The sequence below is a fragment of the Actinoplanes sp. NPDC021490 genome (genome assembly GCF_055562135.1).
On record NZ_JBVHFW010000026.1, the window covers coordinates 73,792 to 100,152 of the forward strand.

Consider the following 26,361-nt stretch of genomic DNA (forward strand, 5'->3'; position numbering starts at 1 on the left):
ATCCGTCTCCCCAGGGCGGGTGGGGGTTAGGGATGGCCGTACGGGCGGTACTACGAAGGCATGACGGATCCGAACAGTGTTAACGACCCCGGGGCAGACGTTTCCCAGGAGGCCGGCGGGGATTACGAGTACGACGAGGTGCACGGGGGCGGGAATGAGCCGACTGTGCCGGAGCACCTGTCGGATGACCCGCCGCCGTTGAACGAGTCGGCCGAATAGCGGGCTTCAGAGCACCCGGGCCCGGTGGTCCCGCATGATGCCGTGCAGGTCGCAAGCCTCGCCGGGCTCGCCGGGGCACAACACCCACAGGTCGGACGCGCCGGCCTGATAGAAGCGCCACGGCTGGTCGCCGGTGACATCCGCGCGGGTCAGGGTCCGGCCGCCGCGCGACTCGGGACCGGGGTAGTTGCTCAGTGCCTCGTCCAGGTCTTCCGGCAGGACCTCGCGGGCCTCGCCCACGGCGTACACGGCCCGGCCGTGATAGGCGGGAACGGTCGAGTCGAAGACCGAGATGCTGACCGCGGGACGATCGAGCAGGTTGAGCGAATGCTGGGCGTCGGCCGCCGACACCCAGAAGAACTCCCAGCTGGTGGCCACCGACGACCACGAGAAGTAGACCGGGCTCGTCCACGGCTGCCCGCCGGGCGAGACCGTGCCCAGGGTCAGATAGCGATTGGCGCCGAGCAGCTCGCGGGCGTGGCCGGCCAGGCTCTCGTGGGGCTGGTCAAGGTCCATCATGGGCACAGCCTAGGGCGCGGGACGCAGGGCTGCCGGGGCGTGCGCGGGGACGGCGGGGGAGCTGGGCGCGATCGGGGACAACCGCACGTACGGTGACCCGAGCGGCGGGCGCGGGTCGGCCGAGCCCTTGTTGGGCCACAACGAGACGGCCCTCTCGGCCAGCGCGGTGATGGTCAGCGACGGGTTCACGCCGAGGTTGGCCGGGACGGCCGAGCCGTCGATGACGTGCAGACCCTCGTACCCGAAAACGCGGTGATAAGCGTCGATCACGCCGGAGCCGGGCGATTCGCCGATCGTCGCGCCGCCCAGGATGTGCGCGGTCATCGGGATGTTGAAGATGTCGCCGACACCGCCGCCCGGGAAGCCGCCGATCCGCGTGGCGATCCGTCGTACGGCCTCGTGCCCGACCGGGATCCACGCCGGATTGGGCGCGCCGTGCCCGGGGCCGGTGGTCAGGCGGCCGCGGCGGGTGCGGCGCACGGTGAGCGAGTTGTCGGCCGTCTGCATGACGAGCGCGATGATCGTACGTTCGCTCCAGCGCCGCACCGACAACGAGCGGAGCAGCACGTACGGGTGGCGCAGGGCCTGCCCGAGAAAGCGCACCGGCCGGGGCAGCCGTCCGCCACCGTCGACGAGCATGGTGGTGAGCAGTCCCATCGCGTTGCTGCCGGGGCCGTACCGGACCGGTTCGATGTGGGTTGTCTCGTCGGGGTGGAACGAGGACGTGATCGCCACGCCGCGCGAGAACGGCTCGGCGGGCACGTCGGCCGTCTGCGCGCCGAGTAGCGCCTCCGAGTTGGTGCGGGTCAGCGAGCCGAGCTGCGCGGACAAGTTGGGCAGGACGCCGCGGTCGCGCATGGCGTGCAGCAGGCGCTGAGTGCCCAGGGCGCCGGCGGCCAGGATGACATCGCGGGCCGTGAAGACACCGCGGGACGTTTCGATCGACCAGCCGCCGGCCACCGGTCGCAACGCGGTCACCTCAGTGGACGGATGCACGACGGCGCCGGCCTGCTCGGCCAGATACAGATAGTTGACGTCGAGCGCGTTCTTCGCCCCCACCCGGCAGCCGATCATGCAGTTGCCGCACTCGATGCACCCCGTACGGGAAGGGCCGGCTCCTCCGAAGAACGGATCGGCGACGGTCTTGCCGGGTTCGCCGAAAAAGACCCCCACCGGCGTACGGCGGAAGGTCGAACCCACCCCCATGTCCTCGGCGACCTGGCGGATCACCACGTCGGACGGGGTCATCGAGGGTTGCTCGGTCACGCCGAGCATGCGGGAAGCCTGGTCGTAATGGGGCTCGAGCTCGCCGGCCCAATCGGTGATGCCGGCCCAGCGCCGATCGTCGAAGAACGAGCGCGGCGGGCGGTAGAGCGTGTTCGCATAGACCAGCGAGCCGCCGCCGACGCCCGCGGCCGACAGCACGACGATGTCCTTGAGCAGGGTGATCCGCTGAATGCCGCGCATGCCGAGCTTGGGCGCCCAGAGGAAGTTGCGCAGATCCCACGAGGTCTTCGGCAACGTCTCGGGGGTGAAGCGCCGGCCCGCCTCGAGCACGCCGACCCGGTAGCCCTTCTCGGCCAGGCGCAGGGCGCTCACGCTGCCGCCGAAGCCGCTGCCCACGATCACGACGTCGTAGTCCGCCATGGCCACACTCTGCCATTACCAGCTTGTTACAACAATACTGACCGGTAACTTGTTCGGCCATCCCAAGCCCCCACCCGCCCTGGGGAGAGGGAAGAGAACTTACTCGGTGTCAAGCGTGGAAAGCGGGTTATCCACAGGCGGCGGTCACGGCGCGGTCAGCAGGACTTTCAGATGGCGACCCGATGCAGCGTCGGCGAAGGCGGCCGCGGCCTCGTCCAGCGGATGCGTGGCGGTCACCATGCGCGACACGTCGACCTCGCCCGTCGCGAGCAGGCGCATCGACTCGGTGAAATCGGCCGGCAGGTACGTCGCGCTGCCCTGGATGCGCAGCTGGGCGTCCTGAATGAGCGGCAGCGGAATCCGTACGTCGGACGGCGGCACCCCGACCACGACGACCGTCCCGCCCTTCATCACCATGCCCAGCGCCTGGTCGGTCGTCGACTGCTCGGCCACGCAGTCGAACACCACGTCGGCACTCTCGCCCAGCGCCGCCCGCACGTCGTCGGCGCACGAGGGGGAGGAGGCGTCGGCGACCGCGTCGGCCCCGAACTCGAGTGCCCGGTCGCGGGAGGCGGCCGACCGGGCGGTCACCACGACCCGGCGGGCGCCGTAGGCCCGCGCCACCTGCAGGGTCAGGATCCCGATCGTGCCGGCTCCGAGAATCGCCACGGCCTTGTCCCGTACGCCCCCGGCCAGCCCGGCGGCGTGCACCGGGGTGCCCAGCGGCTCGATGAACGCGGCCGTCTCCCAGGACAACCCGTCCGGGATCACGTGCAGCCGCCGCTGGTCGACCGTGAAGTAGTCGGCCATTCCACCCTGATCGTGGGCACAGCCGAAGAACCGCAGCCGCTCGCAGATGTTCTGCCGGCCGGCCAGGCATTGCTTGCACTCCCAGCACGGCAGGAACGGCTCGAGCGTGACCCGCTGACCGACCGTCACGCCGGTCACCGCCGCCCCGACCGCCTCGACCGTGCCGCAGACCTCGTGGCCCGGCGCGTACGGCAGGGTGATGAACGGATGCAGCCCGGCCAGCGCATGCGTGTCCGACCCGCAGACCCCGGCGACGGCCGTCCGCACGAGCACCTCGCCCGGTCCCGGTTCCGGCGCCCCGGCCTCGACCACCGACACTCCGTCATCCGAAACGATCACTCGACGCATGGCCAGAGACTAGGGCCTAGCCTCCGTACGGGTCCATGGGTGATGCTGCCCACATGTCGTCCTATGCCTCGGGTGTCTCGGACCTGCCCCTTCTCGGTGAGACCATCGGCGCCAACCTGGAACGTACGGTCGGGCGCTTCGGGGACCGGGAGGCGCTGGTCGAGGTGGAGTCGGGGCGGCGATGGACGTACGCCCAGTTCGACGCGGACGTGAACCGGCTGGCCCGGGGGCTGCTCGCGCGGGGCATCGAGAAGGGCGACCGGGTCGGGATCTGGGCGCCGAACTGTGCCGAGTGGGTGATCACCCAGTACGCCACGGCGAAGATCGGCGCGATTCTGGTCAACGTCAATCCGGCGTACCGGACGCATGAACTTCGCTTTGTCGTCGAGCAGTCGGGGCTGAAACTGCTGGTGAGCGCGGCGTCGTTCAAGACCAGTGACTACCGGGCCATGATCACGGAGGTCGGGTTCGGCGACGTGGCCTTCATCGGCGAGCAGAGCTTCGCCGATCTGTCCGAGGACGGCGACAACGCGGCCCTCGACCGGCGGGCCGGGACGCTGGCGTTCGACGACCCGATCAACATCCAGTACACGTCGGGCACCACCGGCTTCCCCAAGGGCGCCACCCTCTCGCATCACAACATTCTCAACAACGGCTACTTCGTCGGCGAGCTGATCAACTACACCGAGCACGACCGGGTCTGCTTGCCCGTGCCGCTCTACCACTGCTTCGGCATGGTGATGGGCAACCTGGCGGCCACCTCGCACGGCGCCTGCATCGTGCTGCCCTCGCCCGGCTTCGACCCGGCCGCCACGCTCGCCGCCGTCGGCGCGGAGCGGGTCACTTCCCTGTACGGGGTGCCGACCATGTTCATCGCCGAACTCGGACTGCCCGGCTTCGGCGACTACGACCTGTCCTCGCTGCGTACGGGAATCATGGCCGGCTCGCCGTGCCCGGTCGAGGTGATGAAGCGGGTCGTGGCCGAGATGAACATGGGCGAGGTCGCTATCTGCTACGGCATGACCGAGACGTCGCCGGTCTCGACCATGACCCGCCCCGACGACAACCTGGCCCGCCGCACCGAGACGGTCGGCCGCGTGATGCCCCACCTCGAGTCCAAGGTCATCGACCCCGACACCGGTCGCGTCGTGCCGCCCGGCGAGCCCGGCGAACTGTGCACCCGCGGCTATTCGGTCATGCTCGGGTATTGGAACCAGCCCGGCGCCACGGCCGAGGCGATCGACGCCGCTCGCTGGATGCACACCGGCGACCTGGCCACGATGGACGACGAGGGCTACGTCAACATCGTCGGCCGCATCAAGGACCTGGTGATCCGCGGCGGCGAGAACGTCTATCCGCGCGAGGTCGAGGAGTTCCTCTACACCCACCCCGACATCGCCGACGTGCAGGTGATCGGCGTGCCCGACGCCCGGTACGGCGAGGAGCTGATGGCCTGGATCGTCATGCGCCCCGGCACGACCCCGCTGACCGCCGACGCCATCCGCGCGTACTGCGCCGACCGACTGGCCCACTACAAGGTGCCGCGCTACGTGCACGTCGTCGACGGCTTCCCGATGACCGTCACCGGCAAGGTCCGCAAGGTCGAGATGCGCGAGAAGGCGGTCACCATCCTGGGCCTCGAGGACGTCGCCGCCGTCCGCAACGCCTAGCTCGGCAGGACTCGCGCGATTGTGAGGGACGAGCTGGTCGGGCCGGCTGCCGGGTAGGCGGCGCTGCCGTCGGCGTACGGCTTGAAGGCCTGGTAGTTGTGGTCTTTAACCGCGATCGTGAACTGCTTGCCGATCGCCGCGCCCGTGCCCGCGTCGTGCGCCTGGGCCCGCATGGAGGATCCGGACTGCCAGGTCAAGAGCATGCGGTTCCCGTACGCGACCAGGTGCGGATGCTTCGACCCGGCGGCTGTGGTGATGGTCCGGGTGGCCGCCGAACCGCCCTTGAAGTGCGACAACCGCACCTTGCCGCCCTGGCTCCAGGCCGTCCAGTAACCGCTCGTCCGGGCCAGGACCAGGTCGCCGCCGAAGAGCGTGCCGTCGCAGGTGCCCTTGGCGACCGTACGGTAGGGGGCGGGCTGGGCGATGCGGCAGTTGTTGTCGGTCGCGCAGACGGTCACGAACTTCTTGGTCCTCGGGTCCCAGGCGATGCGCGGGGTCCAGGCGTGGCTGCAGCCCACCTCGAAGCCCCGGCCGGCGGCGATCTTGCCGGTCTTGGTGACCACCTGCATGCGGTCGCCCTGGTGAATGTCCACGCAGGAACCGTTCCGGACGGTGATCGCCACCCCGAAGTATGCCGCGTAGTTAGTGCCGTCCGACGCGAGCCGGCCGTGGTGCTGATACCACCAGACGAACCGGGCCCCGTCGTCGTACCCGTCTCGCCCGCCGGTCAGGTTCGTCACCTGGCGTTCCCACACGAGCCGGCCGGCATTGTCGAACCGGACCATGTGCATCGTGTTGCACGGGCTGGACTCGCCACCGCACAGGGGCCCGGTGCCGCAATTGCCCTTGCGGGTCAGCAGCAGCACCCCGCCGGTGGCGTCGGCCTGCACGTCCTGCAGGTCGATTCCGGTGAACGTGGTGGGCCGGCCGATCAGTTTGTCGTCGCAGCCCAGCTTGCCGAGGTGCACCTGGCCGCCGGGGCTGAGCCAGGCCAGCCAGCTCCCGCCGCCGGGGGTGGCGGCGATCGCCATCGGAAGCTTCTCGGTGTCGCCCTCGCCGCCGTAGCCGACGACCTTGGACCCGAGTGCGACCTGCGTGATCTTGGTGGCGGGCGATGCGCCGCGCTTGCGCCCGCAGGGTCCGGCCGGTTTGGGCTTGGCGGTGGCCACCGCCGTCGCACGGGCCGACGGCGAAGCAGCCGCCGATGGCGACGATGATCGACCGGCGGGGAAGCTGGGGGAGTCGCCGAGCGACACGGGCCCGCTCAAAGGCGATTCCGGTGAGCCGCCCCACCAGCCCAGCGCCCACGCCCCGGCCGGGAAGGCGACGGCGGCCACGAGCACCCCGGCCAGCGCGGCGGTCAGCAGCGACCGGCGGCCCGGCCGGCGGTGCCGGGACGGTTGCGGCGACTCGCTCATCGACCCTGCTCCCTGGTAGGTGTTCGCGGCCGCAGCGACTCTATTGGGAACGCTCCCACGCGGGGAGGGGCGAAGCGGAAAGCAAAGGAAAAGAAAAGGAACTACCGGCGGTAGATGGTCATCGAGTGGCCCACCTGGTCGACCGGGGTGCTGGAGTCGATCAGTTGTTTCAGGCGGTTGCGGGCCAGGGCCACCCGGGAGTCGGAGACGACGAGCAGGCCGCGTACCTGGTCGATCGGCACGGTGAGCGGGTTGCGGCCCTCGATGCCGTAGTACTCCGGCACGCCGGCGCCCTTGTAGACCAGCCAGACCGGCTGGCCCGGATATTCGGCCTCGAGGTGGGCGGCCAGGCGCGGCAGGTCCTGGCCCCAGTCGACGTTGGAGTCGTGCAAGTTGTTGTGCGTGTTGGCCGTGCCGCCGAAGGCCTCGTTCGAGTACGGCAGGTAATACGGGAACGTCCACGCCGAGCTCACCGCCACGAAACCGGCCAGCGCCGCCGCGGGAGCCCACGCCCAGCGCCACCGGAGCAGCACGATCGTCCCGGCCGCCACGGCCAGCAGCATCGGCATGAAGATGACGTACCGGGTGCCGTAGTCGCGCGCCCCGGTCATCGCCACCAGCATCAGCACCCCGGCCGGCACGAGCAGATACAGCGCGGCGACCCACTTCTTGAGCAGCAGCGTGACCGTGCCGGCCAGCCAGAGCAGCAGCATCCCGATCGGCGTCTTGATCAGCAGGGCGGCCGGCAGGTAGTACCAGCGCGATCCCCGGTACGCCTCACCGAGCAGGAACCCGTTGAAGGTGTTCTGCTCGAACCGGAACTGGATCAACACCCCGTCCCGGTACGACCGGGGCAGCGGCAGCAGGTCGACGGCGAGCCCCTTGAGGCCGCCCGGGTTGGTCAGCCAGGTCGGCGTGCTCCAGCGCAGCCGCGGGTCGACGATCAGGTAGACGAGCCAGACGACGGCCACCGCGATCAGGCCCACGCCGATGGCGGCCAGCGCGCGCAGGGCCAGTTCGCGCCAGCGTCGGCGATCACCCGGCCAGGTGAGCACCGCCGGGGCGAGAAGGGCCAGGAGCAGAGCCACCGGTACGGCCGGGAGCGTGCTCATCCGGGTGGCCAGCGCGGCCCCGAGCGCCACCCCGGCGAGCGGCAGATAGAGCCGGGGCCGGTCCCGCGCCCGCCACAGCATCCAGAACGTGACCAGCACGAAGCCCGCGGCCGGCACGTCCAGCGTGGCCAGCGAGCCGTGCGCGATGATGTCGGGCGAGAAGGCGTACAGGGAAAGGGCTGTCAAACCGGCCCACCGCCCGGCCAGATCGCGGGCGAAGAACAGCACGGCCAGACCGAACAGCAGCGTGAGCACGATGATCGGCAGCCGCGCGGCCAGCATCAGCTCGAACGGATTGTTGCCGCTCTCGTAGAGCAGGTGCCGTCCGAGGTTCGTCTGATTTCCCCGGTACGCCGGGTCGAGCTTGGCGCCGGTGAAGGCGAGCCCGGCCGCCATGAACAGCTTGGCCAGCGGCGGATGCTCCGGGTTGTAGAGCACCTGGTGCTGCTCGAGATAGAACTGGGCCGTGCCCGCGTAGACCGGCTCGTCGATGGTCGGCGACTGCTGCATGGCCGTGGTGACCATGGCGAACGCCATCTGCCCCAGCAACAGCGCCACGGCGAGCGGATAGAGCAGGCGCCGTCCAAGCATCGCGCCACATTAACCCGGCGACCGGCCAAGATCACATCAGCTGCGGAATTCACCCTCCGGGATGGTGGCCGGGTCGATGTTCTTGGTCGCCTCGGCCTCGCGCAGTTCGACCCGGCGGATCTTGCCCGAGATGGTCTTCGGGAGGTCGGCGAACTCGAGACGGCGGATCCGTGCGTACGGCGGCATGTGTTCCCGGGCGTACGCGAAAATGGTGTCGGCCGTCGCGGCGCTGGGCGACCAACCCTCGGCCAGCACGACGTAGGCCTTCGGCACGTTCAGGCGTACGGGATCGGGGGAAGGAACCACCGCGGCCTCGACCACCGCCTCGTGCTCGATCAGCACGCTTTCCAGCTCGAACGGGGAGATGCGGTAGTCGGACGCCTTGAACACGTCGTCGGTGCGCCCCACATAGGTGATGTAGCCGTCCGCGTCCCGGGAGGCGACGTCGCCGGTGTGGTAGTAACCGCCGGCCATCCGCTCGTCGGTCAGGCCGGGATCGCCGTGATAGCCGACCATCAGCCCGGTCGGCCGCGGATCCAGCGCGACGCAGATCTCGCCCTCGTCGGCCTCCTCGCCCGTGGTCGGGTCGATCAGCGCGATCCGGTAACCCGGCACCGGCCGGCCCATCGAACCCGGCTTGACCGGTTGCCCGGGCGTGTTGGCGATCTGCACGGTCGTCTCGGTCTGCCCGAAACCGTCGCGGATGGTCACCCCCCAGGCCTTGCTGACCTGGTCGATGACCTCGGGGTTGAGCGGCTCGCCGGCGCCGACCACGATCCGCGGGGGCGTGGCCAGCGCGGACAGGTCGGACTGGATCAGCATGCGCCACACCGTGGGCGGCGCGCAGAAACTGGTCACGCCGCAACGCTGCATCTCGGCCATCAGCCGGCCCGCGTCGAACCGCGTGTAGTTGTAGATGAACACGCAGGCCTGCGCGTTCCACGGCGCGAAGACGTTGCTCCACGCGTGCTTGGCCCAGCCCGGCGACGAGATGTTGAGGTGGACGTCGCCCGGTCGCAGACCGATCCAGTACATGGTCGAGAGATGCCCGACCGGGTACGACGCGTGGGTGTGCTCGACCAGCTTGGGCCGCGCCGTCGTACCCGAGGTGAAGTAGAGCAGCAGGGTGTCGCTCGCCTTGCTCTTCCCGGTCTTGGCGAAACCGACATTCCCGTCGTACGAGTCGGTGAAGGTGAGCCAGCCCTCGACGGGTTCACCGACCGCGATGCGGGTGATCTCGCCGTCCACCCCGGCGAACTTGCTCGCCGCCGAGGACGCGGCGATGACGTGCTGGGCGCCGCCGCGAGTCACCCGGCCGGCCGAGTCGGACGGGCCGAGCAGCGGCGTGGCCGGAATGAGCACCGCCCCCAGCTTGATGGCGGCGAGGATCGTGTCCCACAGCTCGGCCTGGTTGCCCAGCATGACGACGATGCGGTCCCCGCGGCGTACGCCCTGGGCCTGCAGCCAGGTGGCCACCTGGCCGGACCGGTGCGACATCTCGGCGAACGAGAACTTCTGCTCGGAGCCGTCCTCCTCGACGATCCAGAGGGCGGGCGCGTCGTTGCCCTCGGCGATCACGTCGAACCAGTCGAGGGCCCAGTTGAAATCGTCGTCGCCCAGGTCGGGCCATCGGAACTGCTCGACCGCGACGTCGTAGTCGTCGCTGTGGGCCAGCAGGAAGTCGCGCGCCGCCTGGAACGAGTTCGAAGTCATCTGATCCTCCCGGATCAGATGCTAATGGTCCTGGTCGCCACGAAGCCACGGTCAAGATCGCCGGTGACGGTGGCCATGGCCAGCTCGCCGCCGTCGTCGGCCACCGGGCTGGCCAGCGCCAGGTGGGCGGCATTAGCGGCGTACGCGGTGGTGCCGTAGACCCGGACGCAGGCATCCGCGGGCAGGCCGACCTGCCCCGCCCGCACCGGCGCCGCGGTGACCGCCGGGCTGATCTCGAAGCCCAGGTGCGGCCAGCGGCCCTCGCTCGCCCCCGGGAAGATCGTCGAGAAGGCGACCCAGCCCTGATCGTCGGTGACCTGGATACCTCGCAGGTAGTTCTGCCCGTCCAGCCCCGGTGAGTAAAGCGAATAGGCGCCGTCCCGGTCGGCGTGCCACACGTAGACGGAGTGCCCGGTGAGCGGGCGGCCGGAGTTCGCGCTGATCAGCCGCAGCCGCACCGCGAGCGGAACGCCCCGGGCGACGCCGGACGCCATGCCGAAGCTGCGCCGGATATCGTCCCGAACGATCCCCGAGGCGGTGAGGACGTCCTTGTCCGCACCGCCCAGGGACGCGACGGTGACGCCGTTGACCAGGCCCATCATGCGGCGGCGGCGCAGCACCGGGAAGTCAACGGCGAGCCCTGCGCGTTGCTGCTGCACTTCCGCCTTCACCTGCGTGGTCATCCGGTCCCCTCCGTCGGCAAATCAGGTTCCATTACGCAGGGCGTGGGTTGCATGGGGTGGTCGCGGACGGTTGCCGCTCGGGTGCAGCGGTTCGTGGTGTCCGGACGGGTGTTACCGGGGGATTCGTAACGTGACTGGCTGTTCATCCGTTATGAGTCGTGCGGTTACCAAGCGCGTTCGCAGCCGGTACTGTCCGTTTCATGGGCGAAGATCGATCTTCCGGGGTCCGGGAGCGGTCCGATGCGTCCATGGTGGACGCGGTGCACTACGACGATGAGGAACTGCCCGCCCGCCGGCTCACGGGTCGCATCGGCACGGGGGTGGCGGTCGTCGCCTTTGCGGTGGCGGTGCTTGTGTTGTGGCAGGTTTTCCGGCCGCTTGCCCGCGGCAGTCAGTACTACCTGATCATCTTTCTGGCGGGCACGCTGCCGCTGGTCTTCCTCGCGTACCGGTCGCGGATCGGCAAGCGGCGCAGTGACAGCCCCACGATCGCCGACTGGGTCCTGGCCGTGGCCACGCTGGTCGTCTGCCTCTATCCGGTGAGCCCGCTCGGCGGCGGATACGACGGGTTCCTCGATCGGCAGGGCCTGCTCGAGCCGGCCGACATCGTGTTCGGCGCCGTCCTGCTGGTCCTGGTCGTCGAGGCATGCCGGCGCACGACCGGGTGGGCGCTCCCGGTCGTCTGTCTGGCCTTCCTTGCGTACGGGTACTACGGCGGACTTCTCCCGCAGAACTGGCCGATCGCCCACGCGGGGCTGGACTTCTCGCAGATCGTCGACGCGCTCTACAACTCGGGCAGCGGGTTCTACGGCACCCCGCTCGACGTCGCCGCCACGTACATCGTCCTGTTCACGATCTACGGCGCCGTGCTCGATCTTTCCGGGGCCAGCCGGTTCTTCGTCGACCTGTCGGTGGCCGCGTTCCGGCGGTCGCGCAGTGCCGCCGGGCGTACGGCGGTGGCCGCGGGCTTTCTGCTCGGCACGGTGTCGGGCTCGGGCACGGCCACCGCGGTCAGCGTCGGCGCGGTCACCTGGCCGATGCTGCGCCGCGCCGGATATCCGGCCGAGCAGGCGGGCGGCATGCTGGCCGCGGCCGGTGTCGGGGCGATCCTTTCGCCGCCGACCCTGGGCGCGGCCGCGTTCATCGTCGCCGAATACCTCGACGTCTCGTATCTGACCGTTCTCGGCTGGGCGATGATCCCCACGGTTCTGTACTACCTGGGCATCCTGCTGGCGGTCGAGATCGACGTACGCCGGTTCCGGGTCCGCTCGCTGGAGACGCCGCCGGTCAGCACGCTGCGTCTGCTGGGCCGGTTCGGCTACCACTTCTCGTCGCTGGTGCTGATCGTGGTGCTGCTGGCCCTGGGCCAGAGCGCGACGCGCGCCGTCGTCTACGCCACCCTGCTCGCCTTCGCGCTGTCGTTCCTCGACCGGCGTTCCTGGCTGACCCCGCAGCGACTGTTCACCGCGCTCAGCGCCGGGGTGCGCGGGGTGCTGCCGGTCGTCGCGGTCTGCGCCGCGGCCGGGATCATCACCGCCACCACGACCAAGACCGGCCTCGGCGCGCAGCTGGCCTCGCTGCTCGTGCGGGGCGCGCAGGCGGTGACCGACAACCCGACCGTGGTGCTGGCCCTGACCGTGATCCTGGCCGCGGTCGCGCTGGCCATCCTCGGTCTCGCGGTGCCGGTGACCGCCAGTTTCATCATCGGCTGGGTCATCATCGGGCCGGCGCTGCTCGCCCTGGGTGTGCCGGCCCCGGCCGCGGCGATGTTCGTCTTCTACTACTCGGTGCTCTCCGAGGTCACGCCGCCGACCGCCCTGGCCGCGGTGGGCGCCAGCGCGATCACCGGCGGCCGCACGATCCCGACGATGTGGCAGGCGCTCAAGTACGCCCTCCCGGCGTTCCTGGCGCCGATCGCGTTCGTCCTCACCCCGTCGGGGTCCTACCTGCTGGCGCGGGGCCCGTTCCTCGACATCGTCTGGGCCTCGGTGGCCGCGATGCTGGGCGTGGCGGGCCTGGCCGTCGCCACCGGTGGCTGGGTGCTGGGCGTGGGCCGCGCGGGCACCGGTTCACGGGTCCTGGCCGCCCTGGCCGGGCTGCTCCTGCTCTACCTGGAGCCGGTCACCATCGCCGCCGGCATCCTGCTGCTGGCCGGATCGGCTGCCTGGGCCGCAATCGACCATCGCCGCTCCGACCCGGCCGCCCCCGGTATGGCGGAAACGACGCCTGCGCCCGCCACGCCCGGCTTGGCCGAAACGACGCCTGCGCCCGCCACGCCCGGCTTGGCCGAAACGACACCTGCGCCCGGCCTGCCCGAGCCCGCGCACAGCGAGCCCTCACCCGCTCCCGCGCAACCCGCGCCGGCCTCGACCGCGGACCGGACCGCTCCGCACCGCGACACCACGCATCCGGACACCACGAATACGGAAGAACGGGGTTGATATGAGACGAATGGCAGCAGCCGGGGTCGCGCTCGCCCTCACCGGCGCGCTCACGGCCTGCGGCGGACGGCAGGATGCCGCCTCGACCGATGCCGGCGGGGAGGTGACCTGCGACGTCGCCAACGAGACCCGGATCGGCATCGCCACCGGCAACGCGACCGGCGTCTATTTTGCGCTCGGCAACGCGTACGCGGAACAGATCGGGGCCTCCGGAAGCAAGGTCAAGGCCACCGCGTCCGAGACCGGCGCCTCCGTGCAGAACATCCAGCAGCTCGTCGCGGGCACGTACGGCGTGGCCTTCTCGCTGGCCGACACCGCCGCCGATGCGGTCAACGGCACCGGCAGCTTCGACAGCAAGCAGCCGATCGCCGCCCTGGCCCGCATCCACACCAACTACACGCAGGTGATCGTGCGCAAGGCGGCCGGCATCAAGGACGTGGCCGGCATGAAGGGCAAACGGGTCTCCACCGGCTCCCCGAAGTCCGGCACCGAGGTCATCGCCAACCGCCTGCTGACCGCGGCCGGGCTCGGCCCCGCCGACATCAAGGCCCAGAAGCTCGACCTGACCAAGACCGTCGACGGCATGAAGGAAGGCTCGATCGACGCGCTGTTCTGGTCGGGCGGCCTGCCCACCCCGGGCATCACCGACCTGCTCACGACCTCCGGCGACCAGGTCGAGTTCCTCGACATCACGCCGCTGCTGCCGGACATGCAGAAGATCAACGAGGTGTACGAGGCCGGCTCCATCCCCGCCGCCACCTACAAGCTCGCCGCCGACATTAAGACGATCGTCGTCCCCAACGTGCTGCTCGTGAAGAACGACCTGGACGCCAACGTCGCCTGCTCGCTGACCAAGACCCTGTTCGACCGCAAACCGCAGCTCGAACAGGCCAACGCGGCGGCCAAGGAAATCACCCTCGAGAAGGCCCGCAAGACCGACCCCGTGCCGCTGCACCGCGGGTCGCAGAAGGCCCTGGACGATTTGGGAGCACCCAAATAACGAGTTGCGGAAACGACTGGGCGAAGGTCATCATGGGCGCATGATGACCTTCTCTCGGAAGGGCGCGTGCGCCCTCGCGCTTTGATCGCGACCGCGCGGCGACAGGCCGCGCTCCGGACAGAACTGTGGTTGCAGGCGAAGGAAATTCGCCAGAACTGGCTCGAGATCGGAACCTCCACCAAGCCGGTCGACCACATCACCACCGAAGAGGCGATCGCCTCGATCTACGCCCGGCACGGCCGGCGGCGTCCCGAATTCGTCTGGGTCACGTCACCCCGCGCCGCGCTTCCCTTCCTCGACGGGTTGCCCACCCATGAGGGCCTGATGACCGAGTTCGGCGCCCGGCCGGTGGCCAGTGACATCGCGGCCGGACTGTCCCGGCTCAGGTCCGCGCTCGAGGCCGACTTCACCGAACCGCCCGCCGACCGGCCGCCGCCCAAGCGTAAGAAGGGCGAACGCTGGCCCGTCATGGCACCCGACCAGGCCCTCGAGGCGGGGCTGCCGTTTCATGAGGTGCTCGTGCAAGGCGTACGGGAAGAACTGTTCCGCCGTCTGTCCCAGATCTATCTGCCGATCCGGGCGGCGCTGGGCCCGGTGCCGGTCGGCTGGTACGGCCACCAGGACGCGTACTGGATCGCCTTCGCCGACGTTCTCCGGAAGACCAACCTCGTTCCCGTACGGGAAAATAGCGCTTTTGACCTCTGGGCGACGCTGACCCGGTCGGGTGGCTGGTGGTGGCCCGGCGACCGCCGATGTGTGCTGGTGGAACGGCCGGTGACCCTGCGAACCGACCCGTTGTTCGTCGAATACGGCGACGGCTGGTCCGTTCGGTAGACCGCGGGCCCGGCGATCCCGTACGGGGTCGCCGGGCTCAGTCATGATCGGGAGATGCTGCCCTTCCGGACGTGCCCGAAAAAGAATTGCGGCGGGCGCTGGTGGGCTCTATGGTTTGGTGAGTCCGCGAGAGCGCCACACGAAAGGGGATCGAGATGAAATGGCATGACGCCATTGTTGTCCGCCTGTGTGTGAGTGCCGCGGAGATGTGGCGCCCGGGTGTCCGGAGTGCTGTCATGCGGCGGCGTCTCATGTGGCGTCCGGTCGTGGATCGGGCTGGTCTCGCCTACTAGGCGATCCGTGTCGGTTCTGGGAGCCTGACGCTGTAACGGCTTGCCCGTCTGACGACGTAGCCCCCTGCGCCGATCTTCATGGTGTGTGTGACTGCAGGCCACCGTGCCCGGACTTCGTTGTGCCGTTCCAGGCCGATGTCCCGTGGTTTGCGGGCGATTCTCGGTTGATGCCGCCTGGCTTATCGACGCGTGTCCTGAATGGTCCTATGGGTGTAGCTCAAATGGTAGAGCGACGGCCTCCAAAGCCGTAAGGTGCGGGTTCGAATCCTGCCGCCCGTGCTTTTCCAGTGACAATTTAATAGGGGGCGGTGGCTCGCGCGGGCCGGCTGCGGCGGGTAAGGCGACCGCCGGGCTCGCTGGAGGGGATCACTTGCGCTACCCAGCCAACGCGCAGCCGCCGCCCCAAATCGTCAGCCGTCGTCGCGTACCAGACAGAAGGGATGCCCGGCCGGATCGAGCAGGATCCGTACGTGCGACTGCGGCTGGTGATCGGCCAGCTTGGCCCCCTGGGCCTGCGCCTCGGCCACCGCGGAGTCGAGGTCGCCGACCTGGAAGTCGAAGTGCATCATCGGCCGCTGCTGCCGGCCGGTGGGCGGCCAGACCGGAGGTTCGTAGTCGTCGGCCTTCTGGAAGACGACGAAGTTCGAACCGTCGGGCCGGGTGGCCAGCACCGTGGTGCCCGGTTCCTCGTGGACCACGGGCCAGCCGACCAGCTCCGAATAGAACCGGGCCAGCGCCGCCGGGTCGGGTGCCTCGACGGCCATGCCCCACCACATGTCTTGGGTGCGTGATTGCAGCATGCCGAGCACCCTAGGGCCGGTTGCGGACGATCCGCTTCCGTAAAAGACCGGACGAGCAGTGCACGTCGTCGTAGCTCAGCGGGAGAGCGCCGCCCTCATAAGGCGGAGGCTGGTGGTTCGAGACCACCCGACGACACGACGCCCCCGTAGCGCAGCCGGACAGCGCGCCTGGCTTCGAACCAGGAGGGCGGGAGTTCGAATCTCCCCGGGGGCTCAACGTTGAACTTTCTGGTTCAGTTTTCTAAGGTGAACCATGTGGTTCAGCAAGAGGGATTGGATCGGGTGTTCGCCTCGCTGGCGGATGCCACTCGCCGTGGCGTGCTGATCCGGCTCGGGGCGGGGCCGGCGACGATCGGCGAGCTTGCCGAGCCGGCCGGCATCACGCTGACCGGCATGAAGAAGCACGTTCAGGTGCTGGAGGACGCCGGCCTGGTGGTCACCGAGAAGGTCGGCCGCACCCGGCAGTGCAGCCTCGCGCCGGCGCCGCTCGACTCGGCCATGGCGTGGATCAGCTTCTACCAGCGACTGTGGGCACGCCGCCTCGATGGCCTCGACGCCTACTTCACCCTGACCCGAGGCGCCGCAGCCGAACAGAACGCCGCCACCGAGCCGGAGGTCGCCGTCGAGCGGGGCGCCGCCGAGCCGGGCGCCGTCGAGCCGGGCGCTGCCGTGCCGCGGGCGAGGGCTGCCCAAATCAAGCCCCGCGTGGGGAAAGCCGACGAGAGAGAGCACACCGATGACGCTTGACATGCGGGTCACCCGGCAGCTTCCGGCCACTCCGGAGGAGGTTTTCGACGCCTACACCGATGCCGGGAAGCAGAAGATCTGGTTCAGCATTCTCGACGAGGAGCCGGGCATCGTCGAGATCGAGGTCGACCTGCGGGTGGGCGGCCGGCAGACCGCCGTGTGGGGGCCCGACGAGAACACGCTGTTTCGCGAGACGCAGACGTTTCTCGAGATCGACCGGCCGCACCGGCTGGTGACCGAGTCGATCGGGTCGGGGCCGGACGGGCTGGAGATGACCACGCGGGTCGAGGTCACCTTCGAGGCTCAGGGCGACGGCACGCTCATGACTGTGGTGCAGAGCGGCTTCCCGGTGCCCGAGGTTCGCGACTTCTTCGTCGGCGAAGTGTGGCAGGGCGCGTTCGCTCGCATCGAGGCCTACCTGAAGCAGGCGCACGCCGATGCGTAGGAGCCTGGTCACGGTGGCCGCGGCGGTCGTCCTCAACCTGATCATCTATGCGGTCGGGCGGGCCGCGGGTGGCCGCTTCGAGTTCACCGCCAACGGCGTGAGCAACGAGGTCGACGCGATCACCGTGGCCGGTTTCACCGCCGTGCCGCTGCTGATCGGTCTCGTGCTCGTTGCCCTGCTGTCGCGGCTCGGTTCCTGGGTCACACGGACGGCGGCGATTGTCGCGCCGGTTCTCGCCATTGTCACGATCTTCGTCATGACGCTGCCGGCCGACCTGGACACGGCCAGCACGGTCGCTCTGACCCTCTGCCACGTCACGCTGGCCCCGATCAGCGTGGTCGCCGTGCTCGCACTCGGCCGTCCCGCGCCGCGCAAACAGGAGCCGGCCGTCGCCTGAACCGCGGACCGGAACCGGCCGTCGGGGTGAAGCCCGCGGACCGGGGCGGCCGGGAAAGGTTCGGCCCGCGCCGAAGGGTGGCCGGGTCAGAATGAGGCATGACCTCGGCATCCGACCTTGCGGCGCTGGCGGCCCTGCTGGCCGACGAGACTCGGGCGGCGATGTGCCTGGCGCTGCTTGACGGGCGTGCGTGGACGGCGGGGGAGCTGGCCGTCCACGCGGGAGTGGCGCCGTCCACCGCCACCGAGCACCTGCATCGGCTGGTCAAGGGCGGCCTGCTGGCTGAGCGTAAGCAGGGCCGCCACCGCTATGTGCATCTGGCCGACCCGGCCGCCGCGCAGCTCATCGAGGATCTGGCCGCCCGCCTCGGGCCGGGGCCGGCCCCGCGGGGGCTGCGGGCGGTCACCGCGTCGGCGGCCCTGCGGCGGGGGCGCACCTGCTACGACCATCTCGCGGGGCGGCTCGGGGTCGCGGTCACCGATGCGATGACGGCCGGGAAGATGCTGGATCAGGACGGCGGGTTCGCGCTCACCGCGTACGGGAAGGAATGGCTCGTCTCGACGCTCGGGATCTCGCTCGAAGCGGGACGCCGGCCTCTCGCGCGCGCCTGCCTCGACTGGACCGAGCGGCGGCATCATCTGGCCGGGGTGGCCGGGGCGAGGCTGTGCGAGGCCTTCCTCGAGCGGCAGTGGGTGACCAGAATCGGTACCGGGCGTGCGGTGCGCCTGACCGCGGACGGCACGAGCGCGCTGCGGTCCCTGCTGAAGGCGGAGGTGAACTGATGCGCCTTACCGTGCTCGGCGCCAGCGGGGCGTTCCCAACGGCCGTCGAACCCTGCAGCGGTTTCCTGGTCGAGCTGGACGGCTTCCGGCTCGTGCTCGACCTCGGCTACGCCACCCTGCCCCGCCTGCTCGGGCACGTCGAGGCGGAACAGGTCGACGCCGTCCTGATCAGTCACGGTCATCCGGATCACTGCGCCGACATCAACCCGCTGCTCCGGGCGCGCGCGCTGTCCGCGGTCAAGACCCCACCCCTTCCCCTGTACGCCCCCAGGGCCGCCCTCGACGCGGTGCTGGCGCTGGACCGGCCGGAAATGCTGGCCGGGGCCTTCACGCGGCACGATTTCCAGCCGGGCGACCGGTTTCCGATCGGGCCGTTCGACGTGCTCAGCCGCCTGTTGCCGCACATGCTGCCCAACGCGGGGCTGCGCCTGGAGGCCGGTGGCCGTTCGATGACCTACTCGGGCGACTGCGCCCCCTCGGCCGCCCTGGTCGACCTGGCCGCGCAGGACGACCTGCTGGTGGCCGAGGCCACCTATGTCGACGAGGTGCCCGCGGATCTGCGCGAGGGGCTGTCGAGCGCGAGCGACGCCGGCCGCCGGGCGAGCCAGGCCGGCGTGGGCCGCCTGATGCTCACCCACCTGTGGCCGGGCACCGATCGCGACGCCGCGCGGGAGGCCGCCGCCGCGCACTTCGACGGCCCGATCGACATCGCCACGTCAGGCCTGGTCCTCGACCTCTGACCCCGCCGGGTCACGCCTCGCCACCGAGTTGCCCGGCGCCGCCGGTGTCGGTCGCCCCGGTCAGGCCCGCCTCCAGCAGATCGACCGCCGCCAGCAGACCGGCCTGGGGCGCGTCCCGCCAATCGGTGGCGACCGGTGGCAGCCCGGTCGAGAGTGGATAACGCGCGGCGAAATCGGGGATCGCGGTGGCCCGGGCCAGCCAGGCGGCCTCGTCCGCGGGCGTCAGGCGGCGATAGGCGGCCGCCGTCTGAGCCGTGGCCCGCGTCGTCGCATAGAGCATCGTGACGGCCGGCGCCCGCACCTCGGCCGCGACCCCGAGACGCTCGAAGACGGCCAGCAGCGACTCCATCCAATCTTGCTCGTTCGGGCCCTGGCTGCCTTGGGCCCACGACCGTTCGGTGAGCCACGGATGGGCCAGATACAGCTCGAACAGCGCCGTCGCCCACTCCCGCAGTGTCGCCGGGGGTGTCGCGGGTGCCGCGCTCGCGTGGTCCTGCATCAGCGCGAGCAGATTCTCCTTCGTTCCCACGTACGGATAGAGCGCCATCGCCGTCTTGTCGAAGCGTGCGGCGACGGCCCGGGTGGACACGGCGTCGAGCCCGGACGCGTCGGCCAGGGCGATCGCCGCGTCGAGGATGGCGTCGAGGTCGAGTTGCTGGCGGGGGCCGCGGCGGGGCGTGGGCAGGGTCGTCCCGCGATGCCGCCAGAGCCGCCTGAGGTGATCGTCCATAACTCCTGACAGTGTATAGTGTTTTGCATGCCTACCGCGCGACTTCACGACGGTTCCATGATCGATGTCCAGGTCCAAGGCAGTGGACCGGCCGTTCTCACCCCGGTCGGCACCCGGCTGATCGAGGGCGAGCAGGCCGAGACGATGCGGGCCTGGGGCGCCGACCCGGCCAACGGGCACACCCTCGCGGCCGGTCTGGCCGACGCCGGCTTCCGGGTGATCACGGCGGACTACGAGGGCCATCGCAACGAGCACCCGGCTCCGCTCACGCTGACCGCCGACGCCGTGGCGGCCGACCTGCTGGCCCTGGCCGACGCGGCCGGCGCCGACCGGTTCGCCTACTACGGCTACTCCTGGACGGCGCTGTCCGGGCTGCAGCTGGCGCTGCGCACGGATCGGCTCACTGCCCTGGCCATGGGCGGATTTCCCCCGCTCGGCGGGCCGTACGAGGCGATGCTGGCCGTCACCGGCGCGGCCCACCGCATGGCGCTCGACCCGCCGCCCCCGCCGTCCGGTGAAGCCGTGCCGGGCGACTGGGATTCGGTGGCCTTCACCCAGACGCCCGACCAGACCCGGCAGTTCGTGACGCTCTACGAGTCGCTGCGGGGCTTCGACGACAGCAAGGTGCGCCTGCGGATCCCGCGACTCGCCTTCGCCGGGCGGAACGACAACATCCAGTACGGGCCGGCCTGGGACAACGCCTATGTCGCCCTGGCCGGGCCGCTGCTGGAGCATCAGAGCGAGCTGACCGCGTACGGGTGGGAAGTCTGTCTTGTCCCCGGCGCCGATCATCTGGTGGCCATGCAGGCCGCGCAGGTGCTGCCCATCCTGATCCCGTTCCTCAGGTCGTCACTTTGAGCCAGCCGCCGTCGACGTAATAGGTCGACCCGACGGAGTAGGCCGCCCGTTCCGAGCACAGGAAGACGAAGAAGTCGGCCACTTCTTCCGGGGTGGCGAACCGGCCGATCGGCGCGTTGTCGTCGGCGATCTTCTGCAGGTACTGCTCCCACGTCTGGTCGGTGCCCTCGGTGAGCGACTTCGCGGTCTTGATCCAGTCGCCGGTCATCACCAGGCCGGGGTTGACCGCGTTGACCCGGATGTTGTCGCCGATCAGCTCGTTGGCCAGGCACTTGGAGAACATGACGAGCGCGGCCTTGGTGGTGTTGTAGATCGGCTCGTAGCCCAGCGGCTGGGTGGCGCAGATCGACGCGTTGTGCAGGATCACGCCCCCGCCGCGGGCCTTCATCAGCGGCGCGATCGACCGGGCGAGCCGGACGGCCGCCATCACGTGCAGCTCCCAGTAGAACTGCCACCGCGAGTCGGGGGCGGTGAGGATCTTCTCCTCGCTCCCGGTGCCGGCGTTGTTGATCAGCAGGTCGGCCCCGCCGAACTCGGCCTCGACGGCCGCGGCCACCCGGTCGGCGGCGTCAGGTTCGGTCAGGTCGGCGGCGACGGTCAGCACGCGTACGCCGGAAATCGACTCGGCCACGGCGGCCAGCCGGCCCGGATCGCGGGCGACGAGCACCACGTGCGCGCCCTCGGCGGCCAGCCCGCGGGCGATCGCCTCCCCGATGCCCGCATTACCGCCGGTGACCACGGCCACCTTGTTAGTGAGACGCAGATCCATCCCTGACTCCGTTCGCGCGCTTCGACACTCGGGTAACCCACGCACATTCGCACGAGGTCGGGAGGCCGCGGTGTTCGGTAGGGGAAAGACAGTCGCTGACCAGTTCGTCGAGGTGCTGGTGCAGGCGGGCGTGGAACGCATCTACGGCATCGTGGGGGACAGCCTCAACGCTCTGTCGGACGCGATCCGGCGCAACGACGCGATCGAGTGGGTCCACGTGCACAACGAGGAGTCCGCGGCGTTCATGGCGGCCGCCGAGGCCCAGGTCACCGGAAAACTCGCGGTTTGCGCGGGCAGTTGCGGGCCGGGCAACACACACCTGATCCAGGGAGTCTTCGACGCGCACCGATCGGCCGCTCCGGTGCTGGCCATCGCCTCGCACATCGTCTCGGGTGAGATCGGCACCGGCTTCTTCCAGGAGACCGATCCGAAGCGGCTGTTCGAGCAGGCCAGCCATTGGACCGAGATGGTGTCGTCGCCGGAGCAGATGCCGCGGATGGCCCGGATCGGCATCCAGCAGGCGGTCGGCAAGCGCGGCGCGGCGGTCCTGGTGGTGCCGGGCGACGTGCTCGAGGCGGACGCGGCCAACGACACCGGGCACGGGCACGCGGTGGCCGGTCCGGTGCTCGGCGCGCCGCCCGACGACGTGATCGCGGAGCTGGCCGAGCGGATCAACGCGGCCGGCACGGTCGCCATCTTCGGCGGGATCGGCTGCGCGGGCGCCCGCGACGAGGTGCTCCAGCTGGCCGAGCTGCTGGGTGCGCCGGTCGGGCATTCGCTGCGCGGCAAGGAGTCGCTGCAGTACGACAACCCGTACGACGTGGGCATGTCCGGCCTGCTGGGCTACGGCGCCTGCTACCAGGCGACCCACGAGGCCGACCTGCTCCTGCTGCTCGGCACCGACTTCCCGTACCGGCAATTCCTGCCCCAGAAGAACACGATCCAGATCGACATCGACCCGTCGCGTCTGGGCCGCCGCAGCGCGCTCGACATGGGGGTGGCCGGTGATGTCGGCACCACGCTGCGGGCGCTCCGGCCGCGGCTCGAGCGCAAGGACCACAAGTTCCTCGGACGGATGCTGAAAAAGCACGTCGACGAGCTGGAGCGCGTCGTGGGGGCGTACACGAAAGACGTGGAAGATCTGGTGCCGATCCACCCCGAGTACGTGGCCTCGGTGCTCGACGAGGAGGCCGCGGACGACGCGATCTTCACGGCCGACACCGGTATGTGCACGAGCTGGGCGGCGCGTTACATCACGCCGAACGGACGCCGCCGCGTGCTGGGCTCGTTCGTGCACGGAACGATGGCGAACGCGCTGCCGCACGCCCTCGGCGCTCAGAAGGTCGACTTGTCGCGGCAGGTGATCTCGATGAGCGGCGACGGCGGGCTGGCCATGCTCCTGGGCGAGTTGCTCACCGCCAAGCTGCACAACCTGCCGGTCAAGGTGGTGGTGTTCAACAACTCCAGCCTCGGCATGGTGCGCCTGGAAATGCTGGTGGCCGGGGACCCGCCGTACGAGACCGACCACGATCACGTCGACTTCGCGGCCATCGCGCGGGCGGCCGGGCTGCACGCCGTACGGGTGGAGAAGCCCGCCGATGTGCGCGGCGCGCTGCGTCAGATGCTCGACCACGACGGGCCGGCCCTGCTCGACGTCGTGACCGACCCGAACGCGCTGGAGATCCCGCCCCACATCACCAAGGAAGAGGCGGCCGGGTTCGCGCTCGCCGCCGGACGGTCGGTCATGTCCGGCGGCGTGGGACAGATGCTTCACCTGGCTCGCACGAACCTGCGCAACATCCCCCGCTAGGCGGCCGCGCGGAGGTCGGCGCCCACGTCGTGCAGATGCTGCAGGGCCTGCCGGTACGAGTCGGTCAGGCTGGTCATCTCGTACGGGACGCCGATCTCCGCGCAGTACTGCTGCACGATCGGCTGGGCCTTGCGCAGGTTCGGGGTCGGCATGGCCGGGAACAAGTGGTGCTCGATCTGGTAGTTGAGCCCGCCCAGAGCCGCGTCGACGAACCGGCTGCCGCGCACGTTGCGCGAGGTCAGCACCTGCTTGCGAAGGAAGTCCTCGCTGCCGTCGGGGTGCGGCATGCCCTTGTGGTTGGGGGCGAACGTCATGCCCAGATAGACGCCGAAGATGGCCTGGTGCACGACGAGGAACGCCAGCGCCTGCAGCGGGCTGAGCACGAGGACCAGTGCCGCGACGTAGCCGATCAGGTGGACGCCGATCAGCGCGGCCTCCAGCGGCTTCTTCTTCTCGTTGATCCACCGCAGGCTGTCGCGCTTGAGGGACAACCCGAGCAGGGTCAGCAGCGGGAAGAAGAAGTACGCCTGGTAGCGGGTCAGGAAACCCTTGCCCCGGGCCGCCTCGCGCGACCAGACCAGCACGCCCGGCCCGACGTCCGGGTCCAGATCGTCATGGTTCGGGTTGGCGTGGTGTTTGGTGTGCTTGTCCATCCAGTAGCCGTACGACATGCCGATCGCCAGGTTGCCCGCGATCAGACCGGCCCGCGAGCTCGGCTTGTTGGTGCGGAACACCTGCCGGTGCGCGAGGTCGTGGGCGACCAGCGCGGTCTGTGCGAACACCACGGCGAGGAATGCCGCCACGGCCAGCGTCCACCAGGAGGCGCCGATCAGGAAGAAGGCGGTCCAGCCGAGGATCAGCGCGCCGGCGACCAGGCCGAGCCGCAGGACGTAATACCCCGGCCGCCGTCGCAGCAGGCCCGCCTGGTTGATCCGCCGGCCCAGCTCGGCGAAGTCGCTTCCGGCCGTCGTGCGCGGCCGCTCTGCCATCGTCGTCATGCGTTCCAGCACACCGTACGGACCCCCTCAAGGTCAGGAGTGCAGGATCCCCTCGCGTTGGTAGGGCTAGCACTACTGAGTTGGCGGCGCCGGTGCTTCAGGATGGAAAGCGTGGAGACCAGAGACTGGATTCGTGACGGGCTGCGGGCCATGGCGGCGGGGTTGCTGGCGATCGTGCTCGCGGTCCTGAACTTCCCGCTCTTCGTGCTCTTCCTGGTGTCGCTGGTGCTCACCCCGGTGCTGGGGATCGGGCTGGTGGCGTTGCCGGCGGTGACCGTGCTCATCCGGGCCCGCGCCGACCTGGCCCGCCGGGTGGCCGGCTGGCACGGGGTGAGCATCCCCCGGCCGTACCGGCCGAAGCCGCACGACGTCGGGGCGGTCGGCTGGAAGCGCTACCACTGGGTGATCACCGACCCGGCCACCTGGCGCGACTTCGCGTGGCTGCTGCCGGGCGGGATCGGCGGGGTGGTGCTCGGCGTGCTGACGCTGGCCATCCCGGCGTACGGGGTGGAAGGCATCGTGCTGCTGCCGCTCTGGATGTATCTGGGCGGCGAGTGGTCGGGCTACGGCGTGAACTGGCCCATCGAGAGCGTCAGCGAGGGCTTCCTTTCGCTGCCTCAGGGCCTGGTCTTCCTCGCGCTGGGCCTGGCCGCCGCGCCCCATCTGCGCCGGTTCGAGGGGCTGTGGGCCCGGCTGTTCCTGGCCCCGACCCGCGCCGCCGAGCTGCGCCTGCGGGTCACCCAGCTCACCGTCACCCGGGCCGACACGGTCGACGCCCAGGCCGCCGAGCTGCGCCGCATCGAGCGTGATCTGCACGACGGCGCCCAGGCCCGGCTGGTGTCGCTCGGCATGACGATCGGCCTGGCCGAGGAGTTGATCGAGCGTGACCCCGGAACCGCCCGCAAGCTGCTGGCCGAGGCGCGCGAGAACAGCTCCACCGCCCTGGTCGAGCTGCGCCATCTCGTACGCGGGATTCACCCGCCGGTGCTGGCCGAGCGTGGCCTCGACGGGGCGGTCCGGGCCCTCGCCCTGACCTCACGCATCCCGACCACTGTGGACTCGGGCATCGAGGGCCGGCTGGAGACGCCGGTCGAGTCGGCGGCCTATTTCGCGATCGCCGAGGCGCTGGCCAACGTGCAACGGCACAGCGCGGCCACCTTCGCCTACGTCAGCATCCACCGCGCCGGTGACCTGCTGCGCATGGAGGTCGGCGACGACGGCCGGGGCGGCGCCGACATGTCCAGGGGCACCGGGCTGGCCGGAATGGAGCGACGCCTCGCCGCCTTCGATGGCACGATGACCCTGTCCAGCCCGCCGGGCGGACCGACCATCGTCACCATGGAGTTGCCGTGCGCGTCGTCATCGCCGAGGACCATGCTCTCCTCCGGGACGGATTGACCCGGATCCTGGAGGCGTTCGAGTTCGAGGTCGTCTCGGTGGTCGGCCGCGGGCCCGATGTGCTGCCCACGCTGCTCGACTGCAAGCCCGACGTGGCCGTGCTCGACGTGCGCCTGCCGCCCACGTTCACCGACGAGGGGCTTCAAGCGGCCATCGCCGTACGCCGTGAGCTCCCCGGACTGCCGATCCTGGTCCTCTCGCAGCACGTGGAACCGCTGTACGCCCGCGAGCTGCTCTCCGACCGGCGCGGCGGGGTGGGCTACCTGCTCAAGGACCGCGTGTCGGACGTGGCCCAGTTCGTCGACGCCGTACGGCAGGTGGCGGCCGGCGGCACGGTCATGGACCCCGAGGTGGTGGCCCGCCTGCTCGACCGCTCGCAGCCGCTCGACGTGCTCACCGCGCGCGAGCGGGAAGTGCTGGGCGAGATGGCGTCCGGGCGTTCCAACGCGGCCATCGCGGGGCGGCTCTTCGTCACCGAGAAGGCGGTCAGCAAGCACATCAACAACATCTTCACCAAGCTGGGCCTGCCGCCGTCCGAGGACGACAACCGCCGGGTCCTGGCCGTGCTCGCCTATTTGGACAGCTGAGC

23 protein-coding genes, 3 tRNA genes and 1 pseudogene are annotated in these 26,361 nt (G+C 70.1%); 16 read left to right on the forward strand and 11 right to left on the reverse strand.

Going from position 1 to position 26,361, the window contains the following annotated elements; all coding sequences use genetic code 11:
• Positions 1–225: 225 nt before the first annotated feature.
• The 3 genes from ACZ3I4_RS44905 to ACZ3I4_RS44915 form a co-directional block, all read right to left on the reverse strand.
• The gene (locus ACZ3I4_RS44905; protein WP_465388288.1) at positions 226–738 is read right to left on the reverse strand and encodes a pyridoxamine 5'-phosphate oxidase family protein; all 513 of its coding nucleotides are present in this window, start codon (positions 736–738) and stop codon (positions 226–228) included.
• Positions 739–747: 9 nt separating this feature from the next.
• The gene (locus ACZ3I4_RS44910; RefSeq protein ID WP_465388289.1) at positions 748–2,385 is read right to left on the reverse strand and encodes a GMC oxidoreductase; all 1,638 of its coding nucleotides are present in this window, start codon (positions 2,383–2,385) and stop codon (positions 748–750) included.
• A gap of 144 nt (positions 2,386–2,529) precedes the next feature.
• Complete coding sequence (locus ACZ3I4_RS44915; RefSeq protein WP_465388290.1) at positions 2,530–3,543, reverse strand: zinc-dependent alcohol dehydrogenase; 1,014 nt, start codon at positions 3,541–3,543, stop codon at positions 2,530–2,532.
• A gap of 53 nt (positions 3,544–3,596) precedes the next feature.
• Here ACZ3I4_RS44915 and ACZ3I4_RS44920 point away from each other — a divergent pair, with 53 nt between their 5' ends.
• Positions 3,597–5,213: an AMP-binding protein gene (locus tag ACZ3I4_RS44920; protein ID WP_465388291.1), complete on the forward strand. Its 1,617-nt coding sequence runs from the start codon at positions 3,597–3,599 to the stop codon at positions 5,211–5,213.
• Here ACZ3I4_RS44920 and ACZ3I4_RS44925 read toward each other — a convergent pair.
• The 4 genes from ACZ3I4_RS44925 to ACZ3I4_RS44940 all read right to left on the reverse strand — a co-directional run bounded on the left by ACZ3I4_RS44925 (position 5,210) and on the right by ACZ3I4_RS44940 (position 10,730).
• The gene (locus tag ACZ3I4_RS44925) at positions 5,210–6,631 is read right to left on the reverse strand and encodes a hypothetical protein (RefSeq protein WP_465388292.1); all 1,422 of its coding nucleotides are present in this window, start codon (positions 6,629–6,631) and stop codon (positions 5,210–5,212) included. The genes ACZ3I4_RS44920 and ACZ3I4_RS44925 overlap by 4 nt on opposite strands.
• Before the next feature lie 101 nt (positions 6,632–6,732).
• Positions 6,733–8,334 (reverse strand): ArnT family glycosyltransferase, encoded by a 1,602-nt coding sequence (locus ACZ3I4_RS44930; protein ID WP_465388293.1) that lies wholly within the window; start codon positions 8,332–8,334, stop codon positions 6,733–6,735.
• Positions 8,335–8,370: 36 nt separating this feature from the next.
• The gene (locus ACZ3I4_RS44935; protein ID WP_465388294.1) at positions 8,371–10,047 is read right to left on the reverse strand and encodes an AMP-binding protein; all 1,677 of its coding nucleotides are present in this window, start codon (positions 10,045–10,047) and stop codon (positions 8,371–8,373) included.
• 14 nt (positions 10,048–10,061) lie between these two features.
• A complete protein-coding gene (locus ACZ3I4_RS44940) occupies positions 10,062–10,730 on the reverse strand; it encodes a dioxygenase family protein (protein WP_465388295.1) in 669 nt (222 codons plus the stop codon).
• A 248-nt stretch (positions 10,731–10,978) separates the two neighbouring features.
• Between ACZ3I4_RS44940 and ACZ3I4_RS44945 the strand changes: the two genes are divergently transcribed.
• The 4 genes from ACZ3I4_RS44945 (at position 10,979) to ACZ3I4_RS44960 (ending at position 15,577) form a co-directional block, all read left to right on the forward strand.
• Positions 10,979–13,171: a TRAP transporter permease gene (locus tag ACZ3I4_RS44945; RefSeq protein WP_465388296.1), complete on the forward strand. Its 2,193-nt coding sequence runs from the start codon at positions 10,979–10,981 to the stop codon at positions 13,169–13,171.
• A 10-nt stretch (positions 13,172–13,181) separates the two neighbouring features.
• Positions 13,182–14,171 carry a TAXI family TRAP transporter solute-binding subunit gene (locus ACZ3I4_RS44950; RefSeq protein ID WP_465388297.1) on the forward strand — a complete coding sequence of 330 codons (990 nt, stop codon included), beginning with the start codon at positions 13,182–13,184 and terminating at the stop codon, positions 14,169–14,171.
• Between the two features lie 129 nt (positions 14,172–14,300).
• Entirely contained in the window at positions 14,301–15,005 is a 705-nt protein-coding gene (locus ACZ3I4_RS44955; RefSeq protein ID WP_465388298.1) for a DUF6745 domain-containing protein, read from the forward strand.
• 499 nt (positions 15,006–15,504) lie between these two features.
• A tRNA-Trp gene (locus ACZ3I4_RS44960) sits at positions 15,505–15,577 on the forward strand.
• Between the two features lie 131 nt (positions 15,578–15,708).
• Here ACZ3I4_RS44960 and ACZ3I4_RS44965 read toward each other — a convergent pair.
• Entirely contained in the window at positions 15,709–16,098 is a 390-nt protein-coding gene (locus ACZ3I4_RS44965; RefSeq protein WP_465388299.1) for a VOC family protein, read from the reverse strand.
• Positions 16,099–16,162: 64 nt separating this feature from the next.
• Between ACZ3I4_RS44965 and ACZ3I4_RS44970 the strand changes: the two genes are divergently transcribed.
• The 7 genes and pseudogenes from ACZ3I4_RS44970 (at position 16,163) to ACZ3I4_RS45000 (ending at position 19,209) form a co-directional block, all read left to right on the forward strand.
• Positions 16,163–16,234: transfer RNA gene (locus ACZ3I4_RS44970), tRNA-Met, on the forward strand.
• Positions 16,235–16,238: 4 nt separating this feature from the next.
• A tRNA-Arg gene (locus ACZ3I4_RS44975) sits at positions 16,239–16,312 on the forward strand.
• Positions 16,313–16,353: 41 nt separating this feature from the next.
• Positions 16,354–16,668, forward strand: a pseudogene (locus ACZ3I4_RS44980) (ArsR/SmtB family transcription factor); the annotation flags it as partial.
• A gap of 166 nt (positions 16,669–16,834) precedes the next feature.
• The gene (locus tag ACZ3I4_RS44985; protein WP_465388300.1) at positions 16,835–17,290 is read left to right on the forward strand and encodes an SRPBCC family protein; all 456 of its coding nucleotides are present in this window, start codon (positions 16,835–16,837) and stop codon (positions 17,288–17,290) included.
• On the forward strand, positions 17,283–17,687 hold the full coding sequence (locus ACZ3I4_RS44990) for a DUF6069 family protein (protein WP_465388301.1): 405 nt from the start codon (positions 17,283–17,285) through the stop codon (positions 17,685–17,687). The genes ACZ3I4_RS44985 and ACZ3I4_RS44990 overlap by 8 nt, the downstream gene beginning before the upstream one ends.
• 98 nt (positions 17,688–17,785) lie before the next feature.
• On the forward strand, positions 17,786–18,469 hold the full coding sequence (locus ACZ3I4_RS44995) for an ArsR/SmtB family transcription factor (RefSeq protein WP_465388302.1): 684 nt from the start codon (positions 17,786–17,788) through the stop codon (positions 18,467–18,469).
• Positions 18,469–19,209: an MBL fold metallo-hydrolase gene (locus tag ACZ3I4_RS45000; protein ID WP_465388303.1), complete on the forward strand. Its 741-nt coding sequence runs from the start codon at positions 18,469–18,471 to the stop codon at positions 19,207–19,209. Before ACZ3I4_RS44995 ends, ACZ3I4_RS45000 begins: the two co-directional genes overlap by 1 nt.
• Before the next feature lie 10 nt (positions 19,210–19,219).
• Here ACZ3I4_RS45000 and ACZ3I4_RS45005 read toward each other — a convergent pair whose 3' ends face one another.
• Positions 19,220–19,939, reverse strand: a complete 720-nt coding sequence (locus tag ACZ3I4_RS45005; RefSeq protein ID WP_465388304.1) for a TetR family transcriptional regulator — start codon at positions 19,937–19,939, stop codon at positions 19,220–19,222.
• Positions 19,940–19,966: 27 nt separating this feature from the next.
• Between ACZ3I4_RS45005 and ACZ3I4_RS45010 the strand changes: the two genes are divergently transcribed.
• Complete coding sequence (locus tag ACZ3I4_RS45010) at positions 19,967–20,797, forward strand: alpha/beta fold hydrolase (protein ID WP_465388305.1); 831 nt, start codon at positions 19,967–19,969, stop codon at positions 20,795–20,797.
• Here ACZ3I4_RS45010 and ACZ3I4_RS45015 read toward each other — a convergent pair.
• Entirely contained in the window at positions 20,781–21,566 is a 786-nt protein-coding gene (locus ACZ3I4_RS45015) for an SDR family NAD(P)-dependent oxidoreductase (RefSeq protein ID WP_465388306.1), read from the reverse strand. The genes ACZ3I4_RS45010 and ACZ3I4_RS45015 overlap by 17 nt on opposite strands.
• 70 nt (positions 21,567–21,636) lie before the next feature.
• On the opposite strand from ACZ3I4_RS45015, the gene ACZ3I4_RS45020 reads away from it, so the two are divergent.
• Positions 21,637–23,376, forward strand: coding sequence for a pyruvate dehydrogenase (locus ACZ3I4_RS45020; RefSeq protein ID WP_465388307.1), 1,740 nt, complete (start codon positions 21,637–21,639; stop codon positions 23,374–23,376).
• On the opposite strand, the gene ACZ3I4_RS45025 is transcribed toward ACZ3I4_RS45020, so the two are convergent.
• The gene (locus ACZ3I4_RS45025; RefSeq protein WP_465388308.1) at positions 23,373–24,374 is read right to left on the reverse strand and encodes a fatty acid desaturase family protein; all 1,002 of its coding nucleotides are present in this window, start codon (positions 24,372–24,374) and stop codon (positions 23,373–23,375) included. The genes ACZ3I4_RS45020 and ACZ3I4_RS45025 overlap by 4 nt on opposite strands.
• Before the next feature lie 102 nt (positions 24,375–24,476).
• On the opposite strand from ACZ3I4_RS45025, the gene ACZ3I4_RS45030 reads away from it, so the two are divergent.
• Positions 24,477–25,772 carry a sensor histidine kinase gene (locus ACZ3I4_RS45030; protein ID WP_465388309.1) on the forward strand — a complete coding sequence of 432 codons (1,296 nt, stop codon included), beginning with the start codon at positions 24,477–24,479 and terminating at the stop codon, positions 25,770–25,772.
• Entirely contained in the window at positions 25,724–26,359 is a 636-nt protein-coding gene (locus ACZ3I4_RS45035) for a response regulator transcription factor (protein ID WP_465388310.1), read from the forward strand. The genes ACZ3I4_RS45030 and ACZ3I4_RS45035 overlap by 49 nt, the downstream gene beginning before the upstream one ends.
• Positions 26,360–26,361: the final 2 nt, after the last annotated feature.

Excerpts from the sequence above, each read along its gene's own strand:
- ACZ3I4_RS44905 (WP_465388288.1), bottom strand. The coding sequence starts at position 738 with ATGATGGACCTTGACCAGCCCCACGAGAGCCTGGCCGGCCACGCCCGC.
- ACZ3I4_RS44945 (WP_465388296.1), top strand. The coding sequence starts at position 10,979 with ATGGTGGACGCGGTGCACTACGACGATGAGGAACTGCCCGCCCGCCGG.
- ACZ3I4_RS45010 (WP_465388305.1), top strand. The coding sequence starts at position 19,967 with ATGCCTACCGCGCGACTTCACGACGGTTCCATGATCGATGTCCAGGTC.
- ACZ3I4_RS44940 (WP_465388295.1), bottom strand. The coding sequence starts at position 10,730 with ATGACCACGCAGGTGAAGGCGGAAGTGCAGCAGCAACGCGCAGGGCTC.
- ACZ3I4_RS44995 (WP_465388302.1), top strand. The coding sequence starts at position 17,786 with ATGACCTCGGCATCCGACCTTGCGGCGCTGGCGGCCCTGCTGGCCGAC.
- ACZ3I4_RS44925 (WP_465388292.1), bottom strand. The coding sequence starts at position 6,631 with ATGAGCGAGTCGCCGCAACCGTCCCGGCACCGCCGGCCGGGCCGCCGG.
- ACZ3I4_RS45025 (WP_465388308.1), bottom strand. The coding sequence starts at position 24,374 with ATGACGACGATGGCAGAGCGGCCGCGCACGACGGCCGGAAGCGACTTC.
- ACZ3I4_RS45030 (WP_465388309.1), top strand. The coding sequence starts at position 24,477 with ATGGAAAGCGTGGAGACCAGAGACTGGATTCGTGACGGGCTGCGGGCC.
- ACZ3I4_RS44990 (WP_465388301.1), top strand. The coding sequence starts at position 17,283 with ATGCGTAGGAGCCTGGTCACGGTGGCCGCGGCGGTCGTCCTCAACCTG.
- ACZ3I4_RS44950 (WP_465388297.1), top strand. The coding sequence starts at position 13,182 with ATGGCAGCAGCCGGGGTCGCGCTCGCCCTCACCGGCGCGCTCACGGCC.
- ACZ3I4_RS44910 (WP_465388289.1), bottom strand. The coding sequence starts at position 2,385 with ATGGCGGACTACGACGTCGTGATCGTGGGCAGCGGCTTCGGCGGCAGC.
- ACZ3I4_RS45005 (WP_465388304.1), bottom strand. The coding sequence starts at position 19,939 with ATGGACGATCACCTCAGGCGGCTCTGGCGGCATCGCGGGACGACCCTG.
- ACZ3I4_RS44935 (WP_465388294.1), bottom strand. The coding sequence starts at position 10,047 with ATGACTTCGAACTCGTTCCAGGCGGCGCGCGACTTCCTGCTGGCCCAC.
- ACZ3I4_RS44985 (WP_465388300.1), top strand. The coding sequence starts at position 16,835 with ATGACGCTTGACATGCGGGTCACCCGGCAGCTTCCGGCCACTCCGGAG.
- ACZ3I4_RS45015 (WP_465388306.1), bottom strand. The coding sequence starts at position 21,566 with ATGGATCTGCGTCTCACTAACAAGGTGGCCGTGGTCACCGGCGGTAAT.
- ACZ3I4_RS45000 (WP_465388303.1), top strand. The coding sequence starts at position 18,469 with ATGCGCCTTACCGTGCTCGGCGCCAGCGGGGCGTTCCCAACGGCCGTC.
- ACZ3I4_RS44930 (WP_465388293.1), bottom strand. The coding sequence starts at position 8,334 with ATGCTTGGACGGCGCCTGCTCTATCCGCTCGCCGTGGCGCTGTTGCTG.
- ACZ3I4_RS44920 (WP_465388291.1), top strand. The coding sequence starts at position 3,597 with ATGTCGTCCTATGCCTCGGGTGTCTCGGACCTGCCCCTTCTCGGTGAG.
- ACZ3I4_RS44965 (WP_465388299.1), bottom strand. The coding sequence starts at position 16,098 with ATGCTGCAATCACGCACCCAAGACATGTGGTGGGGCATGGCCGTCGAG.
- ACZ3I4_RS44915 (WP_465388290.1), bottom strand. The coding sequence starts at position 3,543 with ATGCGTCGAGTGATCGTTTCGGATGACGGAGTGTCGGTGGTCGAGGCC.